This window comes from Novipirellula herctigrandis (assembly GCA_007859835.1).
In the GTDB taxonomy this organism is placed as follows: Bacteria; Planctomycetota; Planctomycetia; order Pirellulales; family Pirellulaceae; genus Novipirellula_A; species Novipirellula_A herctigrandis.
Map to the genome: position 1 here is coordinate 7,910,649 of SJPJ01000001.1, position 20,732 is coordinate 7,931,380.

Here is a 20,732-nt window from a genome sequence, read left to right on the forward strand (position 1 = left end):
GTGCTTCGATATCCGTTGATTTCAGAGAGTAAATTGGATGTTCAGAGTCTGGCTGGCACTCAGTGTGACCGCTTCTGCAAAGTGCAGGATGTAGCGATCCGCTTCTTCATTGAAGGAGGCTTCGACGATTCTTCCATCCACGTCCACCCTGGCTTGCTTCGCGGCAGAGCCTTTCACTTTGGCAAGTGAGAATTCTCTAAGCACAAGCTTGCCGTAGCGAATTTCAATCGACGCGGATTGCTTGCCATCGACCGCTTGCTGGGTAAAACTGCCCCAGCCCTCCGCCGCAGTGAACGGGGCCTTGAAGTTGTCCGGTGACACGCGCGGTGCAAATCCAATGCGTCCCTTGGGGCCGTGGTATTCAAAACCGCAGGCGGCGAGGAACACACCATAGCTAGCCATCGAACGAGCATAGTGATCACCGCATTCGATATCGTTATACGGATTGCGTTTCTCTGCTGCATAGCGTTCATGAACGGCCTTGGTGATGGCCAAACCCTTTTCCACCAGCGAGTCTCCCGCTTTTCCTTCATAGACCATGTGGGCGGCCACTTGGTACTCAAAGCCGTTCATGCATTCGTTGAAATATCCGCCCGGGCCGGTATACACCGGTGGGTTCTCCTTGGTGCGCAGCTCACCTCCTGGAACGGCCGCGGTCGCACCACCCTTGGGCCAAGTACACATTAGCAATCCAGCTTCGCCGGGCATCGCATACCAACGAAACGCCTTTTCGATCTGGATGTGATCCAGCGAATATTGGCCTGCGTCGGGAGCGAAGTTGTACTTCCACAGACTGTTGAGCGCTGAAACCGTTTCTTTCTCTGGAATCACACGGCCCAGGCCCACTTGCTTTATCCAAGCCTGGCCAAGCACTTGGTCAATGTGACAACCCTTGTTCGAATTGAGCGCACTTTTAATTGGGTCCGGTTTGTGAATGAAGTACTCCCCATCAAACACTTGCGTGACCATATTCTCAAAACCCTGGTCGATGAACGTGCGACATCGCGTGGCGAAATTGGTGTCGCCCATCTCGACCGCCATCGCTTCACCGGCCGCAAGAGCCGCCAGGTACATTCCACTCAACCAGCCCATCGGTCCATACCAGGAAGCATCGAGCGTGTGCTGCTGTCTGCCTTCAAGCATCCCGTTGCCGTGGTGGTCTTCGCGGATCAAGAACTGGACCGCTTTTTTCACATTCGGCCAGATCCGTTTCAGGAAGTCGCTGTTCGCCGACATCTGATGTTCCCGATAGGCGCGCAGAATCGAGCCGGCCTGACCGTCGATCGCAGGGGTGGAATGGACTTCGCCACGATGGCCAATGATGCCCGAATCGGGATGAAAGCCGACGCCAGTTTTAAAATCCACCATCTCACGAAAAGCACGCTCAAGCTCGGGGAACACTCTTCCCAAGGCTTGGGCATAATGCCAAACGTGCGTGCAAGTGCCAGGGCAACAGTCCACGCCCTCCCAAGCGTAAGGCCGGCCATTGTCGAACCAATGGAACGTCTGGCTCGCGACGCAGGCGATTGGAATGAAGCTGCGGTCGAGTAACCAATACGGCAGCGTGCTGTCGTACCAGGTTTTGTTCCAGTCACGTGTGCCGCCGAGCAGACGCTGTTTGTTCTTGCAGAGGTAACCCGCGACCTCGCCAGCCGAGCCAAACCACGGCGCATAGTGTCGGTGCAGTTTGGCGAAATCCCGTACCCCAAGCAGTTGGCTGCGACCATCGCCCTTCTCTTTGTAGTCCGGGAAGTACCAGGTGATGGCAAAGTCCAGCGTCCTCGATTCCCCGGGGGCCAACTGAAATGCGGCAAATAATCCGCCGACGAGCAATTCGTCGAGCGGTTTGACCGCTTCTTCTTTTTCTTTTTTCTGCGAGAACGGTTTGCTCTGCTCAAATAATCCGGCCGGGTTGTCCGGATCAGAAAGCGACGATGTGGCGGAAACCGTCAGCCCCTCTTCCGCGACGTCATGCAGCAGCGTCAGCGTGGTCGATCCGTACCCGTGTTTGTCTTCGACTCCGCCAGCGACACTTTTTCCATCGGAAAAGACAATCTGGTCCACCGTAATGTGGGCCCAACCACCTTTGATCTCATCGACAATACGAATGCGCGCCTTCTTGCCTTGGTAAGCCGTCATGTCGATTGAGACCGGATGCAGCGTACTGCTGTTCTTGCCGGCGACCCGGGCGACCTCTTTGCCGTCAACCATCACCGCCACGTGTACGCCCTTTCGATTGCCTCCACCTACCGTCATGAGGATGGTGTTTCGCTCGACGGTAAACTCCGGGCTGACCAAGGTGCCTGTGCGTGTGTCCGCCGCGATGTGATCGCCACCAAGACGTGTGTTGTACGAATTCGCGATGCGATGGCCCGTGTGGCCGGTGATCTTTTGTTCGACCGACCGCGACTGGACCGGGAATGGTCCGCCCTGAAATGCGGTGCCCTCGGCGGACCAATCGCCCCACTCTTCGCCTTCGAAATCGGCGAAGACAATGTCCTCCCTGTCTTTCTTGTCTTCCCTGTCACCTCGGAGGGAGGTTGCAGTCGCACGTGGCTCTACCGTGCTAAGCATACTGACCCGGCCGACGGCTTGAACCAACCGGTTCCTGCGTTGGCCGAGGGCTGGATCGGTCGTATAGGGACAGGTCGCATTCTGCATCCAACTGCCGAGATCGACATCCACTGCAGCGTCAGACGTATTCGTTACGGTGTAGCTCATCACCGTCGCAGGCAGAGCGGAGTCTTTTGCATTGAGTGGAATAAACGGAGTGAACGCCTCGAGCTTGATCTCAACGGGGAATCCCTTTTCGGCATAAGCGACTTTGCCAATCGGGTATTCCCCCCGAAAGGTTACCGCGGGGAATCCCTGGCGATCGAGCGTCTTGGTCGTTGTTTTGTCGGATGTCTTGACGCGGACCAGGAATCCCTGCGCCACGTCAGCGCCGTTTCGATTGGTGTACTTTTCACCCGCCGCGATCGGATTTGCGTAGTGTCCACCAAACGTAAATGCAGCAATGCGATTGCCATGATCGCGTTCGCGGGTGTAGTTGCACTTGAAGATATCCCACAACCAAAGTCGGCCATCACCAGACAGGTAAAGCTGCCCGCAGCCGATTCCGCCAACCGGCATGCCGATGTATTTGAGCTGTTCACTCGAGAATATCTCGGCCTTGCCACGCTCCGTCAGCGAAGCGATCCACTGAGTCGCCAGTTTCTTATCGGCAGGGATTAGGTGGTTGGAAACATCAGCCTTGGTAAACGGGCCCGCCATTGCCTGAGCCCCGATCGGTAACATGGCCGCGCCGGCACCCGCGCCTAATTTGGTAAGAAAATTCCTACGTTTGATGGTTGATCCACACCCACAGGATGAAGATGAGCACGAGTCCCCGTTTCCACTATGCTTTGTATCGTTCATTGGACACCTTTATTGCTTGTAGGTTTAGCGTCCCCGCCTGGCTTCTGCTTTCGAGGAAAACAAGCGAGGGTTCTTGTTTAAAATTGAGCTTTGACCTACTCCTTTTCACTTGGATTTAGCAAGCCATGGGGGCGCTGATCCGAACCCATGACTTCAACATCGCCGACCTCTGCGCGGATACGTTTGGCCTCCTTCATCAACTCAGCAACCAGTTCCGGATGCTGTGAGTAGACATTCGTTTTTTCGCCAACGTCGGTATCCAAATTGAACAACATCGGTTGTTTCAACGAGAGATGAATCTTCATACGATTCCCTCCGGCTCTTTTGGCCCAATAAGGCTGATCCGCAATCGTGCGTGGCAGATGCAGTTTCCACTTTCCCTTGCGCACGGCCTGCAGATTCAAACCGTTGTAGTAGTGGAACGTTTGGTGAGGACTTGGGCTGGTTTCGCCGGTCAGCAGATGAAAGATGTTTTTTCCATCGATTTTGCGATCACGCGGCAGTTGAACGCCAGCTACATGACAGAACAGCGGCAGCAAATCCATGCTGGTGATCATGGCATCGGAAACCAGCCCCGCGGGAATCCGACCTGCCCAGTGAAAAATTCCCGGCACGCGGTGGCCACCTTCCATCGTGACATACTTTCCTCCGCTTAGCGGCTTGGCGGATCCATTTACGGCTGGTCCGTTATCCGACAAAAAAACAATCAACGTGTGGTCACCGATACCAGCCTCTTCCACCGCCGCACGCACCCGTCCAACACTATGATCGAGTTCCAGAAGAAAATCGGCGTACGCACCTGCCCGGCCTTTGATACCGGAGGTGCCATTGAAGGCATCGCTGGGCAGAATAGGACTGTGTGCGATGTGATGAGAGAAGTAGATAAAGAACGGCTCCTCTCTCTTCTCCCCAATAAAGGCAACGACCTCATCGGTGTAGAGTTTCGTCACCTTTTCAAATTCAATATCCGTTTCCTGGACCTTGCGATTCCGGTAAAGAGTATCCGCATCCCGATGCTCTGGTTTTGAGGAATAATTCGCATGAAGCCCCAGGTATTCATCAAACCCGGCATCGAGCGGATGAGAACCGTCGACGTGAAATCCAAGGTGCCATTTGCCGACCATCTTATTGTGATATCCCGCTGTCTTCAGCAGTTCGGCAATGGTCAGCTCATCGGGAGCAATCCCGTATTTCGCATACTTTGGCGTATCATGTCTTGAGATCGGATGCCCACAACGCATGGGATAACGCCCCGTCATTAGAGCTGCCCGGGAAGGCCCGCACACGTTGGCCGCCACCAAACAATCGGTTGAACGAAATCCCTCGCTCGCCAACCGATCGATCTCCGGCGTACTTCGTTTCGCGCCATAGCAGCCCAAATCGCCGTAGCCGACATCATCCACAAAAATCAGAATGATGTTTGGTGCTTGAGCCGGCGTCTCCGCATAAGCCATGTTCATCACTGCCATCGCGATCAACAGGCAGGCACTTAAACGCAGTTCACTCGTCGTGTAGGTCATGTTGATGCCTGTTTCCATCATGGGATTCACTCTCGTTGTTTCACCGGCTGGGAATTTTGGCGAATCCCCATGCGGCTTGCCTCTTCATTGCCCTCGATTCACGAATCCCTATTGGCTCGGCCGCAGGATCATTGCATGCCCACCACCGACGGCCATCTTGGCCGTTATTGCCTCGCCGCGTTGCACGGTCGAAGTAATAATTTCGAAGGCTTCCGCGTTGTTCACGCCGTGCGCATCAGACGTATCCTGATAGACAGTGGCCTCGTAGGTCTTTCCGGCCTCGAGGAAGTCAAGCGGAACTTCCAACGTTCGCTTGGTCTGATCGCTGACCGACCCGACAAACCAGGCATCACCGCTGCGGCGGGCGACCGTGATATAGTTTCCGATCTTGGAATTCACGACTCGAGTGTCGTCCCAAGTCGCAGGCATGATTTTGAGAAACTCAAACAGTTCAGCCTTCTTCTGATATTCCTCTGGTGCATCAGGTAGTGTCACAAGCCCTGTGTAGATCACCAAATTGCGGGCCACTTCGCTAACCACCGTCGAGACATAACTGTTCTTCTTCCTAGGCCCCTTTTCGCGTTCACCAGCATTGATGCTGGTGATTCCGAAATTCCCGTTGGACATATCCAGCGGGCCGCAGAGCGCACTGACCATTGCCATCTTCAGGAAGGTTTTGGGTGTAAAAGCACTGCGGCTGTCTTGCTGTGCATGGCAGTATTCGCGGGTGATCAAGTTGGGCATCGTCCGTTCCACCCCCGTCATGGGCACCGGTCCGTCATGAAAATTAATGAGCAGTTTGTTTGCCGCGGCGGCATTGATTGCGTTTCGGGTGAAGCCGGCTTTATTGCCCATAAAACCATACTTCATCCCTGCGGCGCCCAGAGACGCATAATGTTCGAAGAGCGTTTCGTCGCCAAAGTTACCCTTCTTGCGATCGTAGTAGAGCATGATCTTGACGCCTTTCTCTTTGGCGTAGGCCATCACTTTGGCAATGTTGACTTCAGGAGCGACGGTCATCTTCCCATTCCCTGCTTTCTTGTACCAATGATCGTCAATGGTGAAGTATTCGATCCCCTGCGCTGCGCAAAAATCGATCAGGTGCAGATAGCTGCGAGTATCAATGCCATAGGCAAACTCACCGTTGTTGTAGCCGTGAATCCGCCAGTCCCAAAGTCCTTTGCCAGGCTTGATCCAGCTAGTATCCGCCAGCTTGCAGGGTGCAGCCAGGTTCAACGCCACGGTGTTGACGGTCAAATCCCCGGCCGACTCGCCAATCAAAATCACTCGCCACGGTGTGAGCTGCCCTTCGCCCATCGCAACCGCAGAACTGGTGGCTACAAGCCCCTTGACTGCCGTGGAATAGCGAATTCGCATGCTCTCAAAATCGGCTGCCGAATAGAGATCCGACCCGAGCAAGGCGACGTGCAAACCGTCCCTGCGCACGGTCACCAAGGGCACGGAAATACTCTTTGCTTTCGTCATGCTTCCGATCTGGACGCCACGTTGTCCAGCATAATGCGCCGCGCCGTTGAGCACCTTGTACTCGCTGGAATAAGTCATGGATTGACCCGCGGCCTTTTTGGATAACACAAAACGGAATCCAATGCCCGTGTCGAACGCGCGGCAAAGCAATTTCACCGGTGTTCCGTCTGCCGTCAACGAAAGAGTTAGCTCACGATGATGGTCGCGGATCGTACTGAATTGGCCGTAGACCGGTTTCCAACTCGTATCACTCTCGCGAACCGATTGATCAACGATGGTCATCTTCGCCCCGGCAAAGATCTCCAATTTGGAGGCGCCGACCAACCGCTTGTCTCCCTTGGAAACGGAATAGAACAATGCTCCGTCTTTCACCTCAAACGATGCCGCGACTTTTTCGTCCGGAGATCGAACAATCGTGGGGGCCGCAAACAGATTCGTCGCAGCCGACATGCTTACAATCAAAAGCCACGTGTATTTCTTCATAAGTTTCCTCTTTGTATTTAATTTCCACGACAGATCGTTGTGGAATTCAATTCGAGGCAGGCACTAGATCAAAACGTTCGATGAAAGGGAGCGAACCTTTCTGTTTGCCAATGTGTACGCCCCACTGAATCCGTTTACCGGCACCGCTATCGGAAAAGGCTTCTGGACGATACGCGCCGGCTGCGGTCGGGACATCGATCACGTTGTGCGTCTTCGAGAAATGAAGCCCGTCGTCGGCAACCATGATGGAACGGGTAATCTCTTTCGGGCCGGTCGTTCCGATCATGGCGGCAACACCCTTGCCCTGCGGCCAGACTAGCACTTCGTGGTTGCCCGGAATGACAGGATTGTCTTCAACCCTTTTGTAAGGACCCTGCGGTTGAGACGCGATGGCCAAGCCAAGCTTCGTTTCTGCTGGGCTTTTTCCCAACTGCCGGCCCTTGTAGTAGAACCAGTACTTTCCCTCTCGCACGACTAGGCAGGCATCATCAATCAAGTGACTGTCGAAATCCTCTGGGTTATCACTGTTTTTCAGCGCCGGGTTGGTGTCGAGACGCTCCCAGGGACCATCGGGGGAATCGGATACTGCGATGCCTATTTTTGAATCCGGATTGAATCCCTTACCGAACTGCCTGGAAGTGCCTGTGTAGAACAGCCAATAACGTCCCTCGGCAATTAGAATGTTGGGAGTGAAGACGCTGGCCGCGTCCCAGCTTCCAGGTTCGCCCTTGGCAAGAGCCATTCCTTTTTCCGTCCATGCGTGGCCATCAAGCGAAGTCGCGTACCAGACGGTTGCGTCGTATCCTGGAGAAATTGTTCCCTTGGAATACCATAGGTAATACAGATCGCCGACTTTAATGATGTCGCTCGGATCCCGGCGCATCACACCTTCTTCAACTCCGATGCCTTGCGCTTCGGAATAGGTCGCCTTCAATGTCGTCAGTTCAGGGGCCTGCGTTTCTGAATACTGGACCAGCAGTTCTGCATCGAACTGAAAGTTGTCGGCCGTGACATGTCCCCAACCCGTTGTCGAATCATCGACGATCTTGATGAACATCTTTTTGCCGACATAGGGAGCGAGATTCCAGACGGCCCTTTGCATCAATTGGTTGTTGACTCCACTCGCCGTTTCCACCTCGGTGCCGTCTGCGGTGCAAAGGGCGACATAGGTGGCCGGTCCGCCACCACCACCGACCCGGAATGTCATTTCGCCGCCTTGGGGAATAAAAAGCGGCGAGACAATCAAACCGGTCTGCTGGTCCGATCCTCTTTCGGCGGTCGCGCTGGTTTCGAGCGTGGTCAGGTAGTAATCGCCCTGCTTGTTGCATTCGCCCTTGTTGTGAAAGAAGCGGTCGCGGTTACCGACGATATGATTGAATTGTCCCTCGACGACTTTCCAGGGCTCTAGTTTGCCTGACTCGAAATCAAAGGTCGCGCTCCGAGTGCTTGGCATGGCCGCAGTCCTCTTTGCGGCCCCATTCGTTGCAGCCGCGTTCCCTGTCTTGGGAGCTGAACGACGCTTTGGCGGAGCATAGGTTGAGAGCAGCTTGCTCATTTCCTCAACCACTTCGGGATATTCGTTGTACAGGTTTCGCGTCTGGTTCACGTCTGCTTCCAAGTCATAAAGCTGAGCAGGCGGGGCATCCTTCTTGAGTCGTCCGTCTTCGATGTCGCTGTTGACGCCACCGACGAACTGAACAGCAGGTGGACCTCCCCAGGCATGATGACTCGGTTGCGAACCGGTAAACCCGCCGCTGCCTCGGGCTCCGATATAGATCCAGTTGCCTTTGCGGACGGCAAGATGACTCTCTTTCTTGGGGGCCAAAATCAAATCCTTACGAATATTCTGTTTCGGATTTTCCAGCAAAGCCGGCAGAACGTTGACGCTGTCCTTGCTCTGCAAGGCTTGGGAGTCCTGCCCAGTGAGCGCTGTGAAGCTGGCCAACATATCCACATTGCAGATGAGCTGATCCGATTCAGTACCTGCTTCGATCTTTCCGGGCCACTTGGCGATGAACGGAACGCGGTGTCCGCCTTCCCATGCGCCGAATTTGAATCCGAGAAGGTCCCCGTTAATGAGATGGCCCGCCCTCACTGCATTTCGTCCTCCAAGATTTAGCATGCCTCCATTGTCACTTGTGAAAATCACCAGCGTGTTTTCGCTCAAGCCCTGCTTCTCAAGGCACCCGGTCACTTCCCCGACCATCCAGTCCAGCTCTTGAACGAAGTCGCCGTAGAGCTCCGCATCGCTGGATCCCTGGAAATCTTTTCCGGGCGTGAAGGGATGGTGAATATGAGTCGTGGCCAGATAGAGAAAGAACGGCTGCTGGTTGTTGGCAGTAATCCAGTCGACGGCCTTGTTCGCCAAGACGGTTCCCACCGTATAGTCGTTGTATTTCTTGTGAGCTTCCACAGCCCCTTTGAACAGATTGGCTGTTCGCTGAGAGGCCTCCGGTGGAATTTCGGTAATCGGTGTGGCCACCTCATTATGCCCTCTGCCGATATAGACCAGAGGATCTGCAGGATCGCCGCCAACAATGCGATCATTCTCGACATAGACATAAGGAGGAGCGCTATTAACGACGGGCAGACCATAGTAGTAATCAAAACCGAGATCCTGCGGACCGGGACGCAGCGGTTCTTGCCAGTTATTTGTTCCCGCGCCGAATCCCAGATGCCACTTGCCCAGCGCTGCCGTAGCGTAGCCTTGGTTCTTGAAGACATCGGCGATCGTCACCTTTTCTGTGTCGACAATGAGCCCCGACGTAACCGGTGCTGGCCCCCACACGCCGGCGCCGTCATTGGCCCGAAGCGGATACTCTCCCGTCAACAGTGCATAGCGTGAGGGCGTACAGACAGCGGAGGCCGAATGCGCATCGGTAAACCTGCGTCCCTCTCTGGCCAACTGGTCGATGTTGGGCGTCTGCACCTTCGTCGCGCCATAGCATCCCAGGTCACCATAGCCCAGGTCATCCGCAAATATGAGAACGACGTTGGGTTGCTCAGCCGCGTTAAGCGGCAGGGCCAACCCAATGCTGATGGTACATATGAGGATTAGGGTTTTCATTTCTCTCTCTTTTTTCGTGTCCTGGTTGGTTTTCGTATCGGGTGTCGTCTTTGTCGCTCGTTGGCGATGAATTCGGCCGTGGCGGGGGGAACCCTTCCCCAATCCTTTTCGTGACTAATGACGGGAGCATCGGGCACAATGGATCCGGTACGCCGCTGTCCGCTGCCGCGGCGCATGTACTCGCCCAACTCTCTGCGCATGGATGTTGCCAGTTCCGCCATCTCCTGCACGATCTCCGGGTTAGCAGACGCCACATCCGAAGTCTCTTCTGGATCCGTCCGCAGGTTGTAGAGGACCGGGCGTTTGATATCGATAAACGCCTTGTTCTTGTCCCAGAACGGAATCTGTTTCAGCTCGCGAGGCAAGTGCAGTTTCCAGTCGCTCATCCGGACGGCTTGGAGATTTTCGCAATTGTAGTAGAAAAACGGTTGCGCGCGTTGCCGTGCCAGCGGTTCGCCCACCAACAGCGGCATCAGGCTGACGCCATCGTAAGTCCGATCTTGCGGCATCGGGACTTCGATAATCTCCGATAATGTCGGGAAGACATCCATCGCGTTGATGGGCACGTCTAACACACGTCCCTGTTTAATCTTTGCTGGCCAGTGGAGGATGAAGGGAACGCGATGCCCACCCTCGAAGGTGACATACTTCGTGCCGCGAAATGGTTTGGCGTATGTGTTTTCCGTCGGGCCGTTGTCCGAGGCGAAGATGACAATCGTGTTGTCGTCAATTCCCACCTCTTTCAACGCTTTCATCATTTCCCCGATGCTCCAATCCAATTCTTGAATCACATCGCCGCGCACCCCATCTTGCGAAGAGCCCTCAAACCTCTTGCCGGCTTGGTAAGGCGTGTGCGGGTAATTGTGCGCGTAGTACAGGAAGAAGGGCTGATCTCGCTGTTCACGGATGATCTTCGTGATACGCCGAGTGTAAAGCTCCGTCAGTCGATCAAGGGGCGTGCGCGCGAAAACCTCCTTCTTGCCGTCGAAGAATCTCGGCGAATGAGCAAAGTTGCAGGGCATGCCGTAGTAGCTGTCGAATCCTTGCACCAGAGGATGGAACTCGGGTTCCGTACCCAAATGCCACTTGCCGACCATGAAGGTTTCGTACGCCTGCTTGCTGAACTGTTCGGGCAGCGTGATTTCCGAAGGATCCAATCCGAGGAACCAGTGTGCCCTGCGAATTGGATTGATGCCCATGTAGAGACCAGCACGCTGGGAATAGGCGCCCGTCAAGAACGCCGCTCGAGACGGCGAGCAGATGGACGCTGCTGTGTGAAAATCAGTGAATCGGATTCCACCGGCCGCCAACCGATCGATATTCGGTGTCTTGACTTTCGTTGCGCCGTAACATCCGATGTCGGAGTAGCCAAGATCATCCGTTAGGACGAAAATGACATTGGTAGACGCAACGTGCTCGGACGCCAGACACGTTGCGGATAACACGGCAATAGCGAACACGTAGATTATGATTTGAGTCGCTTTCGTCATTTTTCACCATCACGAGCCGTACTGCCTATTTTCTTGGGGTTCACGAACCAACCTTCAGGATCAACCGGTATCTTGGACTCGCGACTGTAACTGCTGTGCGGCTTCAGCCGGAATTCCAGCTCTGGGAAGCGCACCACCCTGTCGCGGTCGGTCAGCTCTGGCAGTACTGATTCAAGCGAAACCTGATTTGCGTCATGCACTGTCGAAAAGCCCAGACCCAACAACACCGGGCACCACCAGCTGGTCTTACGGTCTATTCGAGCACCCATTTCTTCTTCCTACTGCTTTGAATGGATGCGAAAACCGTTGACGATTTGCCCCGGTAAGGTATCGGCTAACTCGATCGTCAGCCCGGAAGCGTTCCGATTCCATTTGATCTTCTCGTCGCTGCCCATCAGTTCAATGCTCGCAATTTCACGGTCGAACAATCCGCCGCTTGCGAGCGTCTTGATCACAATGTCCTGTGTCGGCGGCGCTAGAACGAAGGCGTACAGCACACCGTCTTTGGTAGTGAAGCGAATGTCCTGTTGCGAAAATTCATGATGGTTTTCTCCCTGGCGGCCATCTTTGACTTTCAATGGCCCTTCACCAAAAGTCTTCCAGGGGCGGGTACCGTAAATTCCCTCGCCGTTGATCTTGAGGAAATCGCCAAAGGCGGTCAGATAGGCGGCTTGCTTTTCAGGCAAGGTCCCATCGCCGCGCAAGGCGACGTTGAGCATGACCACCCCGTTTTTGCTCATCGCATCGATGCCATTGCCAACCATCACCGGAATGCTCATCCTGTTGACAGCGGTTTTCCGATAGAACCATCCGCCCGAAAGATCGGTCGCCCACATCCAGGGTTCGGGCTTGATTTCTCCGGCGCCTCCTCGTTCCAGATTGTAGGTGAACGCGGCTCGGTCTTTGTTCCCATCTTTGAAGGAAAGTACAACCGTTTGATTCCCGTTGTTCTCCTTGAGATCGCGGTTGACGAAATCCGTAAAAAGTTTGACGCCAAGTCCCTTACCGCCTCCGATTTTCGGATAGGGGGAATCGTTGTTGAACATGTCCGGGTCATACTTTTGGATAATGTCCCAACAACGCGCATACCAGTGTTCGTTCCAACTGTCCTGAGTCGCATACCCACTTGGGCTGTAGTCCATGTTGAATAATTGCCACTCGGCTGTAGCGGGCTTTTGATACTTGCGCGCGTTGGCAAAGAAACGCGGTGACCAATAGAGATGAGTCGAGACACCGAATTTGAGTCCATGTTTGGTTGCCGCTTCTTTCCATTCCTTGAGCGTGTCACGTTGGGGTCCCATGTTCACAGAGTTCCATGGATGGAACGAATCATACATATCGAAATTATCATGGTGACACGCCACCGGCATCACAAATCGGGCACCATTGTCTTTCACAAATTTCACTAAGGCGTCGGGATCCCACTTCTCGGCCTTGAATAATGGGATCAGGTCCTCGTAGCCAAACGCTTCAAGAGGTCCATAACGCTCGATATGCCACTTGGTCAGAGTCTCGTTCATACTCAGATCTTTGTCCGCCTTGCCTTCCGGCGGTGGTGAGTACATCCGCCGACCGTAGTGCGAGCCATCGTTGGGGCGGTTTTCATCGGCAGCGGACGAGATTCCCCAATGAAACCAGACGCCGATCTTGCCGTCCACAAACCATTCAGGAACCTGATAGTTCGCGGCCAAGGACTCCCAGGTCGGTTCAATGTCCGCGCCCGAAGCGACTCCTGCTAATAGGCTCACGCCGAGCAAAACCTTCAAATATATCATCAAGAATCTCATCGAGTGTTGGTAGAACGTAAACCGATCTGGGACAGATCGATCGGAGTGATGCCCAGTTTCAACGCGGGCGATTCCAGCTTAAACCTGAAGTCGCCATTCTCCGGATCAACAAACAGCGGATCGATGGCCACGCTGTGTGCGTCCACGCCATCGCTCTGTTGTTTGTTTAGCATTGTCTCGCTTAGGCTATTGTCTTCCGCGCAGTAGTAAATATTGTAATCCGTGTCCGCATCCATGGACTTCGCCAGTTTTCGCCCTCTGCGATCCTCGGAAGTTCGACCTTTTCCCGGTGGCAACTCATCAATGAACGTACAGGTCGCTGAGGACGAGTAGAAGATGTTTCGCTTGATCGTTGCACCCGTCAGGGGACCTTCGCGGACTGCCAAATAGTAGCCGCGAGGCGGGGCAATGATGTCTGCGACAATGTTGTTCTCGCAACGATTGTTCAGCTTCATTAGAATGCCTTGCGAAGTGCATTTGAAGATCAGATTCTCTGCGATGAGAGTGTCCCTTTGCCCGCCATCGGTACGAATCGCGGCCTGCATTTGCGTCGGTGCGACCAAGTGGTGGACATAGTTGCGGCGAATCACATTCCCCGCGCCTGCGCCGCGTATATAGATAGCGTTTCCATCGCCCAACATTTCCATCGCATGATGGATTTCGTTAGATTCAATAACGTTGTCATGCGTGTGAAGATAAGGACGCACATCTTCCAAATCTGGCTTCTTCGGCAAGCGGGCAATCTCATGCGTGCGAATGGTTCTGCTGAGTTCACGACCCTGTCTGGTAAAGAAATCTGTCATGCAACCAGAAATGATGATTCCGGTGTAGGGAGTGTGATGAACCAAGTTGTTCGCCACGCGATTGTTTCCACTCTGCCAAATCATGATGCCTGGCGAGTGCGAATAAACCTCCCCAATATGATGAATGTGATTGTTGTAGACGAGGTTGTCTCGATTTACATCCTTGGTGCCTGGACCATAGCCGCACAGCAGAATGCCGGCACCTCCCATCTGCTCGATCAGGTTACCGGAGATCTTGTTATGTTGTCCGTACAAATCGACACGAATGGCGCCGCTGCCGCTGTGAGCAAACCGACATTGCTGGATCGTGCAGTTCTCGGCACCGCGTAGGCGAACCAATGCATTGGCCTTGTCGTGCATATCCCAGTCATGCTGTAGTCCCGCATCGTCTTGGGACAATTGGTAGCGATCCCCATGCATGAAAGTCAGACCACGAAAGCACAGGTTTCGCACTGGCACGTCCTTTGGCCCGATCTTGTCGACCTCGCCCTCAACGCGGATCAACTCCGTTAGTTGCGGAGCCAAAACGGGCGACTCGCTGCGCGGCCAGAGATAGAGTTTGCCCTCCTTGGTATTGAGCACCCATTCGCCCGGTTCGTCGAGTTCCTCCAACACATTCTCAACCCAACACGACGGAGTCTTTTTCAAAAAGTGAAGTTGGTTCATCGCGTAGGTCGCGTCGACGGATGAACGAGCAATCTGCGTTTCCTCGTTAACTGAAACCAACGGCAGGATGTTTACGATCCAGGCGTGATGTGGACGGACGACCATTTCCACATCTTCCACGTTCGACCAGTTCTTCAACCGACCTTGGGGGAAGTGCAACTCGTTTCGGCTACCACCGGACAGCGGAATGAAACCGGCCGATCGCGCTCGCGGCAGCAGACCGTCGGAATCATAAAGCGTGTAAAAACGGCGTGTAACATCCGCCACTCGGATTTTTCCTCGGGCCACTTCTGGTAAGCCCGGTAGCTCGGCGGTCACCATTTGCCAACCCTTGATCTCCTGCGCCGAACTGAACACCGGCGTCTCGCCGGGATACGCCTCGTACGTTATCGTCGCATCGCCAGTGCCCGAATCTTCCAGGCCGAACACAACCGGCTCACTCCGTTGGTAGACCCCCTCGCGAATGTGCACGAGAATATTTTTCGAACGCTGATGCCGCTTCCGTTCGCGTACGGCATCACGCGCGCGGCTTAGTGTCGCAAACGGACCGTCGCTGGTCTGCGCATTAGGATTCGGAAGTGTCCCGGACCACTCGTCGGAACCCGCGGCAGATACATAGAAATCGGCCTTTTCTGCTGAATCTGTCTCTGCAGCATTGCACACACTTCCGGCAAACAGGGTCAGTACGCCGAGAAACAGGCTCTTTGTACTACTTCTCATGGATAAGTCTTTCTTTCCCTTGGACGCGACCCTGCCGCAACGCATAGTAAACTCAATCAAGGCTAGTAACGACGACGTAGTAAGCGCCCAATTCCCCTTCCTTGATCTCAAATACAGGGGCGAGCCGATGGGATCCCTTTTTGAGTTCGGTTACGAAGCTGACCTCCTCGGCGTCTTTCCCTACCGGTTTTCGGTCGAGATCTTGATCGTCAACGCGAAGCACCGCGTGAGTGGCGCCGATGGCGTTTCCTTTGACGCAGCGAAAAGCTTGCGTTGCACCAGGGACATCCTCGCCTGCGGGAAGATCGGCATTGATGGCAGCTCCGGATTCAGTGGGCCAGCGGCGAAGCGCGACCCGATATTTCCCATCCTTGAGAACCTTGACCGCCCAGTAACCCAAGTGTTTGAGCTTTTCGCTGTCGCGGTGCTTGCGATCTGCCTCGCGAATGGAGCCTTGGTGCCACGGAGGATAGATCTTCTGGATCCAATCGTGTGCGGTCAGGCTAACGACCGGGTGTTGTGGGTGACCGAGGTAGATCTCGGTCGTTTGCGCGAAGGTAGGTTCAAGCTCGGCCCACCACCCGTCGTAAAACTCCCGCATCGCTTCGACGATTTCTGGGTGTTTGTCGGCAACGTTGTTCTTCTGTCCGGGGTCCGAGGCAATGTTGTATAGCTCTTTGCGATTGACGAGTCGAAACTTGCCAAACATCACCGACGAACTACGCCACTTGATCGGATCGCGAACGCGTTGGGAATCACTGATCACAAACCGCTTGGGCCAATCAACGTCCTTGGTTGGGTCCAGCAGATCGGCAATCGAAACACCATCGAACTTCACTCCCTCGGGCTTCTTCACACCGGTCATTTGAAGAAGAGTCGGGACAATATCGACTGCGTGTGTCAGCTCATTGACGTCATGCTGTTTGGTAAGGCCACCGCTAGGCCAATGCACAAAGAACGGAACACGGTGCCCTCCCTCGTACGGGCTTCCTTTGCCTGCTCGCATCCCAGCGTTGTAGACTTTTGCGCCGCTGGCCGTCCCGTTGTCCGTGGTGAAAATGAAGATGGTATCGTCGGCGATTCCCAGTTCTTGGATCAACTGGCGTGTCGCGCCGACGTTGTCGTCGATATTGGTGATCATGCCGTAGAAAGCAGCGATGCTGTCGGACTGCCCTTCATACATGTTGAAATACTTCGGTGGGCAGTGCAGTGGTTTGTGGGGTGCGTTGGTAGAAATGTATGCGAAAAATGGCTTCTCTTGCTTGGCACACTTGCTGATAAACGCCTGGGCCTGCTCGAAAAAGACGTCAGTACAGAAGCCACTGGCGGGAACGATTGTACCGTTGTGAAAATACGAACCGTCAAAGTAGGCGTTGTCCCAAACGTCGGGTGTTTGGCCGATACCGCCACCGCCATGTCGGTAAACCTCGGTGAAACCGCGGTCCTCGGGACGATAGGGATAGTTGTCACCGAGATGCCATTTTCCAAACATGCCGGTTTCGTAGCCTGCGTCGGAGAACATTTGGCCCACGGTGACTTCGTTTTCGCGTAGCATCGAACGGCCCATGATCGTATGCCAAACCCCAGTGCGGTTGGTCCAATGCCCAGTCAATAGTGAACAACGCGTGGGAGAACAAGTTGGGGCAACATGGTAATCGCTCAGGCCCGAGCTTTCCGACGCGAGCTGATCAATGTTTGGAGTCTTGATAATCGGATTGCCGGTGCATCCAAGGTCACCGTAACCTTGATCGTCGGAAATGACGAACACCACATTTGGTGTTTTTGCTGCAACGGAAAATGCCGTTGTTGCAATGATGAAGGCGACGATGGCGAGCTGAAATTGAGTTCGATTTTTCATGTGACTCTTTTTGTTAGGACCCAGAGTTCCGTGCCGCGCGAGCGATCCGCGCGACACAAAGTAAATGACTGAAAACGGAGTAAATGACCGAAAACGGAGTAAATGACCGAAAACGGAGTAAATGACCGAAAACGAAGTCGATTATTGTTCCCCAATGCTGTTTGCGAATCCGATTTTGACGACCATGTCGTAATCGTCCAGGGGCTTGGCAGGCAGTGTGAGCTCTAGCGTGCCGCCCTTCTGAACAAAGTCTGACTTTTCGCCGTTGGCTAGATACACGGCCGAAGTTGCGGGCGCCGGAAGATCCGTCACCGTGATCGTACCGGATTCCGGCCACTGAAGAATATGCAGGTAGAGCGTTTTGCCATCCTTGCTGATGGAGATGTCACCCCAGTTCGGACGATTGGCCAGCGGATTGCGGCGAGTTTCAAAAATGGATTCGCCGTTGACTTTCAACCAATCGCCGATCACGCCGTACAGCCGGACCGCCTCTGGGTCGAGACGACCGTTGCCCAGAGGACCGTTGTTAATCAAAGCGTTCCCGCCGGCACAAACCGTATGTACAAAACGATGCAGCATCTCTTCTCCGGAATGATAGTAGCAGTCTCCCTTGGTCTTGTAGCCGAACGAGGAACTGACACTGTCGGGTGACTCGAAATAGAGCGGGAGTTTCCGGGTGGGGACTTCTTTGTCACCGATCGAGACGTAGTCGTAGTACGGCAGGTATTGCGCTTCGATCTTCCCTTTTCCACTATGGATGATGCGAGAGTTGATCAGGCAGTCCGGACGGTGCTTGCGAACCATATCGCTAAATAGCTTCACACGCTGCATGTTCATTCCCGACGGGGTGTCGAACCAAATCAAATCGATCTCATAGTTTTTAATCAGCTCTTCAACCTGCGGAAGACTTTTCTTTGCGATATAGCGATCCATGTCGGGTTTGAAGTCCGCCGGCAGTTCGGGATGGATGAATTTACGTGTTCCTTCAAGCCTCGGGGCGATATAGGGCGCGTCCGGCTCGTCCCAATCTTGCGCCTGCGAATAGTAGACACCGAATTTCAGACCATGGCGGTGGCACGCTTCGCTCAGTTCCTTAATGATGTCCCGCTTGAACGGAGTGTAATCGACGATGTTGTAATCGCTGACCATCGACTTGAAAAGCGCGAAACCATCGTGGTGCTTCGACGTGATCACGACGTAGCGGATCCCGCAATCCTGAAAGACCTTTACCCACTCTTCAGCATCAAAATCGGCGGGATTAAACTTCGCTGCGACTTGATGGTACTCATCGGCCGGAATCTTGCCGGAGACCTGGATCCACTCGGAATAGCGGTGTTGCGAACCGCGGCCTTTGTATTCTCCTTCTAGTGTTGAATAGACACCGAAGTGAATGAAGGCGCCGAACTTTGCATCACGAAACCAACGTTCTTGTCGTGATTTCGAATCCTCCGTCTGTGTTAGTTCCTCCGAAAAACGGTATTCAAAGCTCACATCGCGTTTTGGTGTATTCGCTCGCTTCGTCTTGCCCGTTTGTGCCTGCAATGGAAGCGCGCTCATCATCAGAATCACGCTCATTATCAGAATCAACAGCGACCACAATCTGAACTTCATGATATTCCTTTCCGTTGTGCTCTTTCGTTCTGGATGACGACACTTTGAAATGCTTTCGGCAAGGTTATCAAAAAGCAATGAGAAATGTTGATTGCATGTTTCGCGGATAGTCATGGTCGCCCTACTTCGTAAATGCGACGAACTTCGGAATCGCCCAAGGCTTGGCCGAAAACGATCAGTTCGTCCATGCATCCGTTGAGATTGCGAACGCGAGACGCTTGATGCCGCGGCGTGGGATCACTCCAATTGCCTATCGTCGCATTGCCAATCTTCAACAAACCGGATGCGGGCTCCTGAAATGGCTCACGCACGGTCGGCTCTCCGTTGACGTAGTGTGTTACGCACGCTTGGTCGGTGTCATAAACGGTTGCCAAATGAACCCACTGCCCTAGTCGAAACAGGTTGAAGATTGAATCGGTTTGGTACGAGTGCAAGTCACCTCGGGAACGCAGTATCCCGAGCACCAGTGATCCGTTTTGACGGATCTGCCAGTGGGGATTATTTTTGTCGAAGCCATCCGTCAGCAACAGCGAATTGTATTTGCGGTCCAGTCCGTCAACACGCAGCCAGATCGAATAGGTCAGCGATTCAAATTCGCCCGGTATCGTGATGCGCACGCGATCACCCGGTCGCTTGAACTGCAAGGATGTTTTGCCTGGCCACCGTCCTTCTGTCCACTCGCATCCAACGATAGCACCTTCGATCAGCACACCGTCTGCGCCATAGCCCGTAAGAATGCGGTCTTCCAAGTCGTTTCGATCAAACGGGAAGTACGCAATCAACCGTAGATCGTCTTGCAGTGAGTCACGAAACGCTCGCCAGTCACGAAGCTGTTTTTTTTGCCGCCCATCTGTCATTTCACTTAGTCGATTGGGTGTGACGAAATCCGATTCTCGAACTTCGATCTGTTTTGCGGTGCCATCGTGATCGACTGTCAGTGCATCTCCTGCATTCAACTCGCGCCGTGTGGTTACGTCGCGATTCGATTCTGCGTCATAAAGTTCGACCTTGCCAGTAAAGACATGGACTTCGGCGGCACCACCGCTCGTTACATCCAATCCAAATTCTGTCCCCAAGTCGACCAGTTCAAACTTAGGAGCAATCACGGCAAACCCTCGCGCAGGTTCCGGGACATAAGCACGGAGTCGTCCGGATCGGCAGACCACACGCGATTCATCAACGATTTCGATTTCCGCCGGTCCTTCCGCAACAACCGTCGCTCCGCCGTAAAACTCAAGCTGCAATAGTCCCGCATCCCATTTGAGTGTTCCTGGTGGAACCGTTTCGCCAGCCCGCCAATCGGATGTTTGTTCACCCAATAGACCCGAAACTCGAGTCAGCACGGCAACGCCCCGGTCGCTGGCTTCCTCCTGGCCACGATCGGTCGCCGGCCCGTTGGATGCACTTTTCCATGGCTGCGTACTGTGTTGATTGAGCACGCCCATCAACGCAAATATGGCAATCGCCGCAGTGATCCAACCTGCCATTCCTCGCGAGCTCTGCCAAACCTTTTCGCTTCTCGACGCTGCCAGCTTCGATTTCTCCGAGGCTTCTTCTTGCGCCGAGGCAACGACCCTCGCTACAAACTCACTCGAGTCTTCGGCGGCACGGATTCGGGCATGAACCGCATCCATGAAACGATTGTCACTTCGCAGTTCGTCCTCATATTGACTCAATCGATCGCTCATCAACAGGTGCTGGCGAAGCAACGTGAGCATCTTCGGATCATTAGCCACCATGCGCGTCAATTCATCCAACTGCTCTTCTGCGATATCATCATCCAGCAGCCGACTTAGCAATTCCTCAAAACGTTTCTGTGACATCA

At 54.1% G+C, this 20,732-nt stretch carries 11 protein-coding genes and 1 pseudogene; all 12 read right to left on the bottom strand.

Annotated elements, in window-relative coordinates:
* Positions 1-21: 21 nt before the first annotated feature.
* The 12 genes and pseudogenes from CA13_RS28825 to CA13_RS28875 all read right to left on the bottom strand — a co-directional run bounded on the left by CA13_RS28825 (position 22) and on the right by CA13_RS28875 (position 20,730).
* Positions 22-3,297 carry a GH116 family glycosyl-hydrolase gene (locus CA13_RS28825; protein WP_419194961.1) on the bottom strand — a complete coding sequence of 1,092 codons (3,276 nt, stop codon included), beginning with the start codon at positions 3,295-3,297 and terminating at the stop codon, positions 22-24.
* 215 nt (positions 3,298-3,512) lie between these two features.
* Entirely contained in the window at positions 3,513-4,958 is a 1,446-nt protein-coding gene (locus tag CA13_RS28830; RefSeq protein WP_419194962.1) for a sulfatase family protein, read from the bottom strand.
* Between the two features lie 87 nt (positions 4,959-5,045).
* Positions 5,046-6,905: a glycoside hydrolase family 97 protein gene (locus CA13_RS28835; protein ID WP_419194963.1), complete on the bottom strand. Its 1,860-nt coding sequence runs from the start codon at positions 6,903-6,905 to the stop codon at positions 5,046-5,048.
* 46 nt (positions 6,906-6,951) lie between these two features.
* Complete coding sequence (locus CA13_RS36200) at positions 6,952-7,848, bottom strand: family 43 glycosylhydrolase (protein ID WP_473087515.1); 897 nt, start codon at positions 7,846-7,848, stop codon at positions 6,952-6,954.
* Between the two features lie 987 nt (positions 7,849-8,835).
* Positions 8,836-9,972 (bottom strand): annotated as a pseudogene (locus tag CA13_RS36205) (sulfatase family protein); the annotation flags it as partial.
* Positions 9,969-11,462: a sulfatase family protein gene (locus tag CA13_RS28845; protein WP_146402556.1), complete on the bottom strand. Its 1,494-nt coding sequence runs from the start codon at positions 11,460-11,462 to the stop codon at positions 9,969-9,971. The pseudogene CA13_RS36205 and the gene CA13_RS28845, both read right to left, overlap by 4 nt.
* Positions 11,459-11,731, bottom strand: a complete 273-nt coding sequence (locus CA13_RS28850) for a hypothetical protein (RefSeq protein WP_146402558.1) — start codon at positions 11,729-11,731, stop codon at positions 11,459-11,461. The genes CA13_RS28845 and CA13_RS28850 overlap by 4 nt, the downstream gene beginning before the upstream one ends.
* A 9-nt stretch (positions 11,732-11,740) precedes the next feature.
* Positions 11,741-13,237: an alpha-L-fucosidase gene (locus CA13_RS28855; RefSeq protein ID WP_146402560.1), complete on the bottom strand. Its 1,497-nt coding sequence runs from the start codon at positions 13,235-13,237 to the stop codon at positions 11,741-11,743.
* Between the two features lie 8 nt (positions 13,238-13,245).
* Complete coding sequence (locus CA13_RS28860) at positions 13,246-15,438, bottom strand: right-handed parallel beta-helix repeat-containing protein (protein ID WP_146402561.1); 2,193 nt, start codon at positions 15,436-15,438, stop codon at positions 13,246-13,248.
* 52 nt (positions 15,439-15,490) lie between these two features.
* Positions 15,491-17,296 (bottom strand): arylsulfatase, encoded by a 1,806-nt coding sequence (locus tag CA13_RS28865; protein WP_146402563.1) that lies wholly within the window; start codon positions 17,294-17,296, stop codon positions 15,491-15,493.
* Positions 17,297-17,437: 141 nt separating this feature from the next.
* On the bottom strand, positions 17,438-18,907 hold the full coding sequence (locus tag CA13_RS28870; RefSeq protein WP_419194964.1) for an alpha-L-fucosidase: 1,470 nt from the start codon (positions 18,905-18,907) through the stop codon (positions 17,438-17,440).
* 110 nt (positions 18,908-19,017) lie between these two features.
* On the bottom strand, positions 19,018-20,730 hold the full coding sequence (locus CA13_RS28875) for a LamG domain-containing protein (RefSeq protein WP_146402567.1): 1,713 nt from the start codon (positions 20,728-20,730) through the stop codon (positions 19,018-19,020).
* Positions 20,731-20,732 lie beyond the last annotated feature (2 nt).

Excerpts from the sequence above, each read along its gene's own strand:
- CA13_RS28860 (WP_146402561.1), bottom strand. The coding sequence starts at position 15,438 with ATGAGAAGTAGTACAAAGAGCCTGTTTCTCGGCGTACTGACCCTGTTT.
- CA13_RS28855 (WP_146402560.1), bottom strand. The coding sequence starts at position 13,237 with ATGATATATTTGAAGGTTTTGCTCGGCGTGAGCCTATTAGCAGGAGTC.
- CA13_RS28825 (WP_419194961.1), bottom strand. The coding sequence starts at position 3,297 with ATGTTACCGATCGGGGCTCAGGCAATGGCGGGCCCGTTTACCAAGGCT.
- CA13_RS28850 (WP_146402558.1), bottom strand. The coding sequence starts at position 11,731 with ATGGGTGCTCGAATAGACCGTAAGACCAGCTGGTGGTGCCCGGTGTTG.
- CA13_RS28870 (WP_419194964.1), bottom strand. The coding sequence starts at position 18,907 with ATGAAGTTCAGATTGTGGTCGCTGTTGATTCTGATAATGAGCGTGATT.
- CA13_RS28845 (WP_146402556.1), bottom strand. The coding sequence starts at position 11,462 with ATGACGAAAGCGACTCAAATCATAATCTACGTGTTCGCTATTGCCGTG.
- CA13_RS28875 (WP_146402567.1), bottom strand. The coding sequence starts at position 20,730 with ATGTCACAGAAACGTTTTGAGGAATTGCTAAGTCGGCTGCTGGATGAT.
- CA13_RS28865 (WP_146402563.1), bottom strand. The coding sequence starts at position 17,296 with ATGAAAAATCGAACTCAATTTCAGCTCGCCATCGTCGCCTTCATCATT.
- CA13_RS28830 (WP_419194962.1), bottom strand. The coding sequence starts at position 4,958 with ATGATGGAAACAGGCATCAACATGACCTACACGACGAGTGAACTGCGT.
- CA13_RS28835 (WP_419194963.1), bottom strand. The coding sequence starts at position 6,905 with ATGAAGAAATACACGTGGCTTTTGATTGTAAGCATGTCGGCTGCGACG.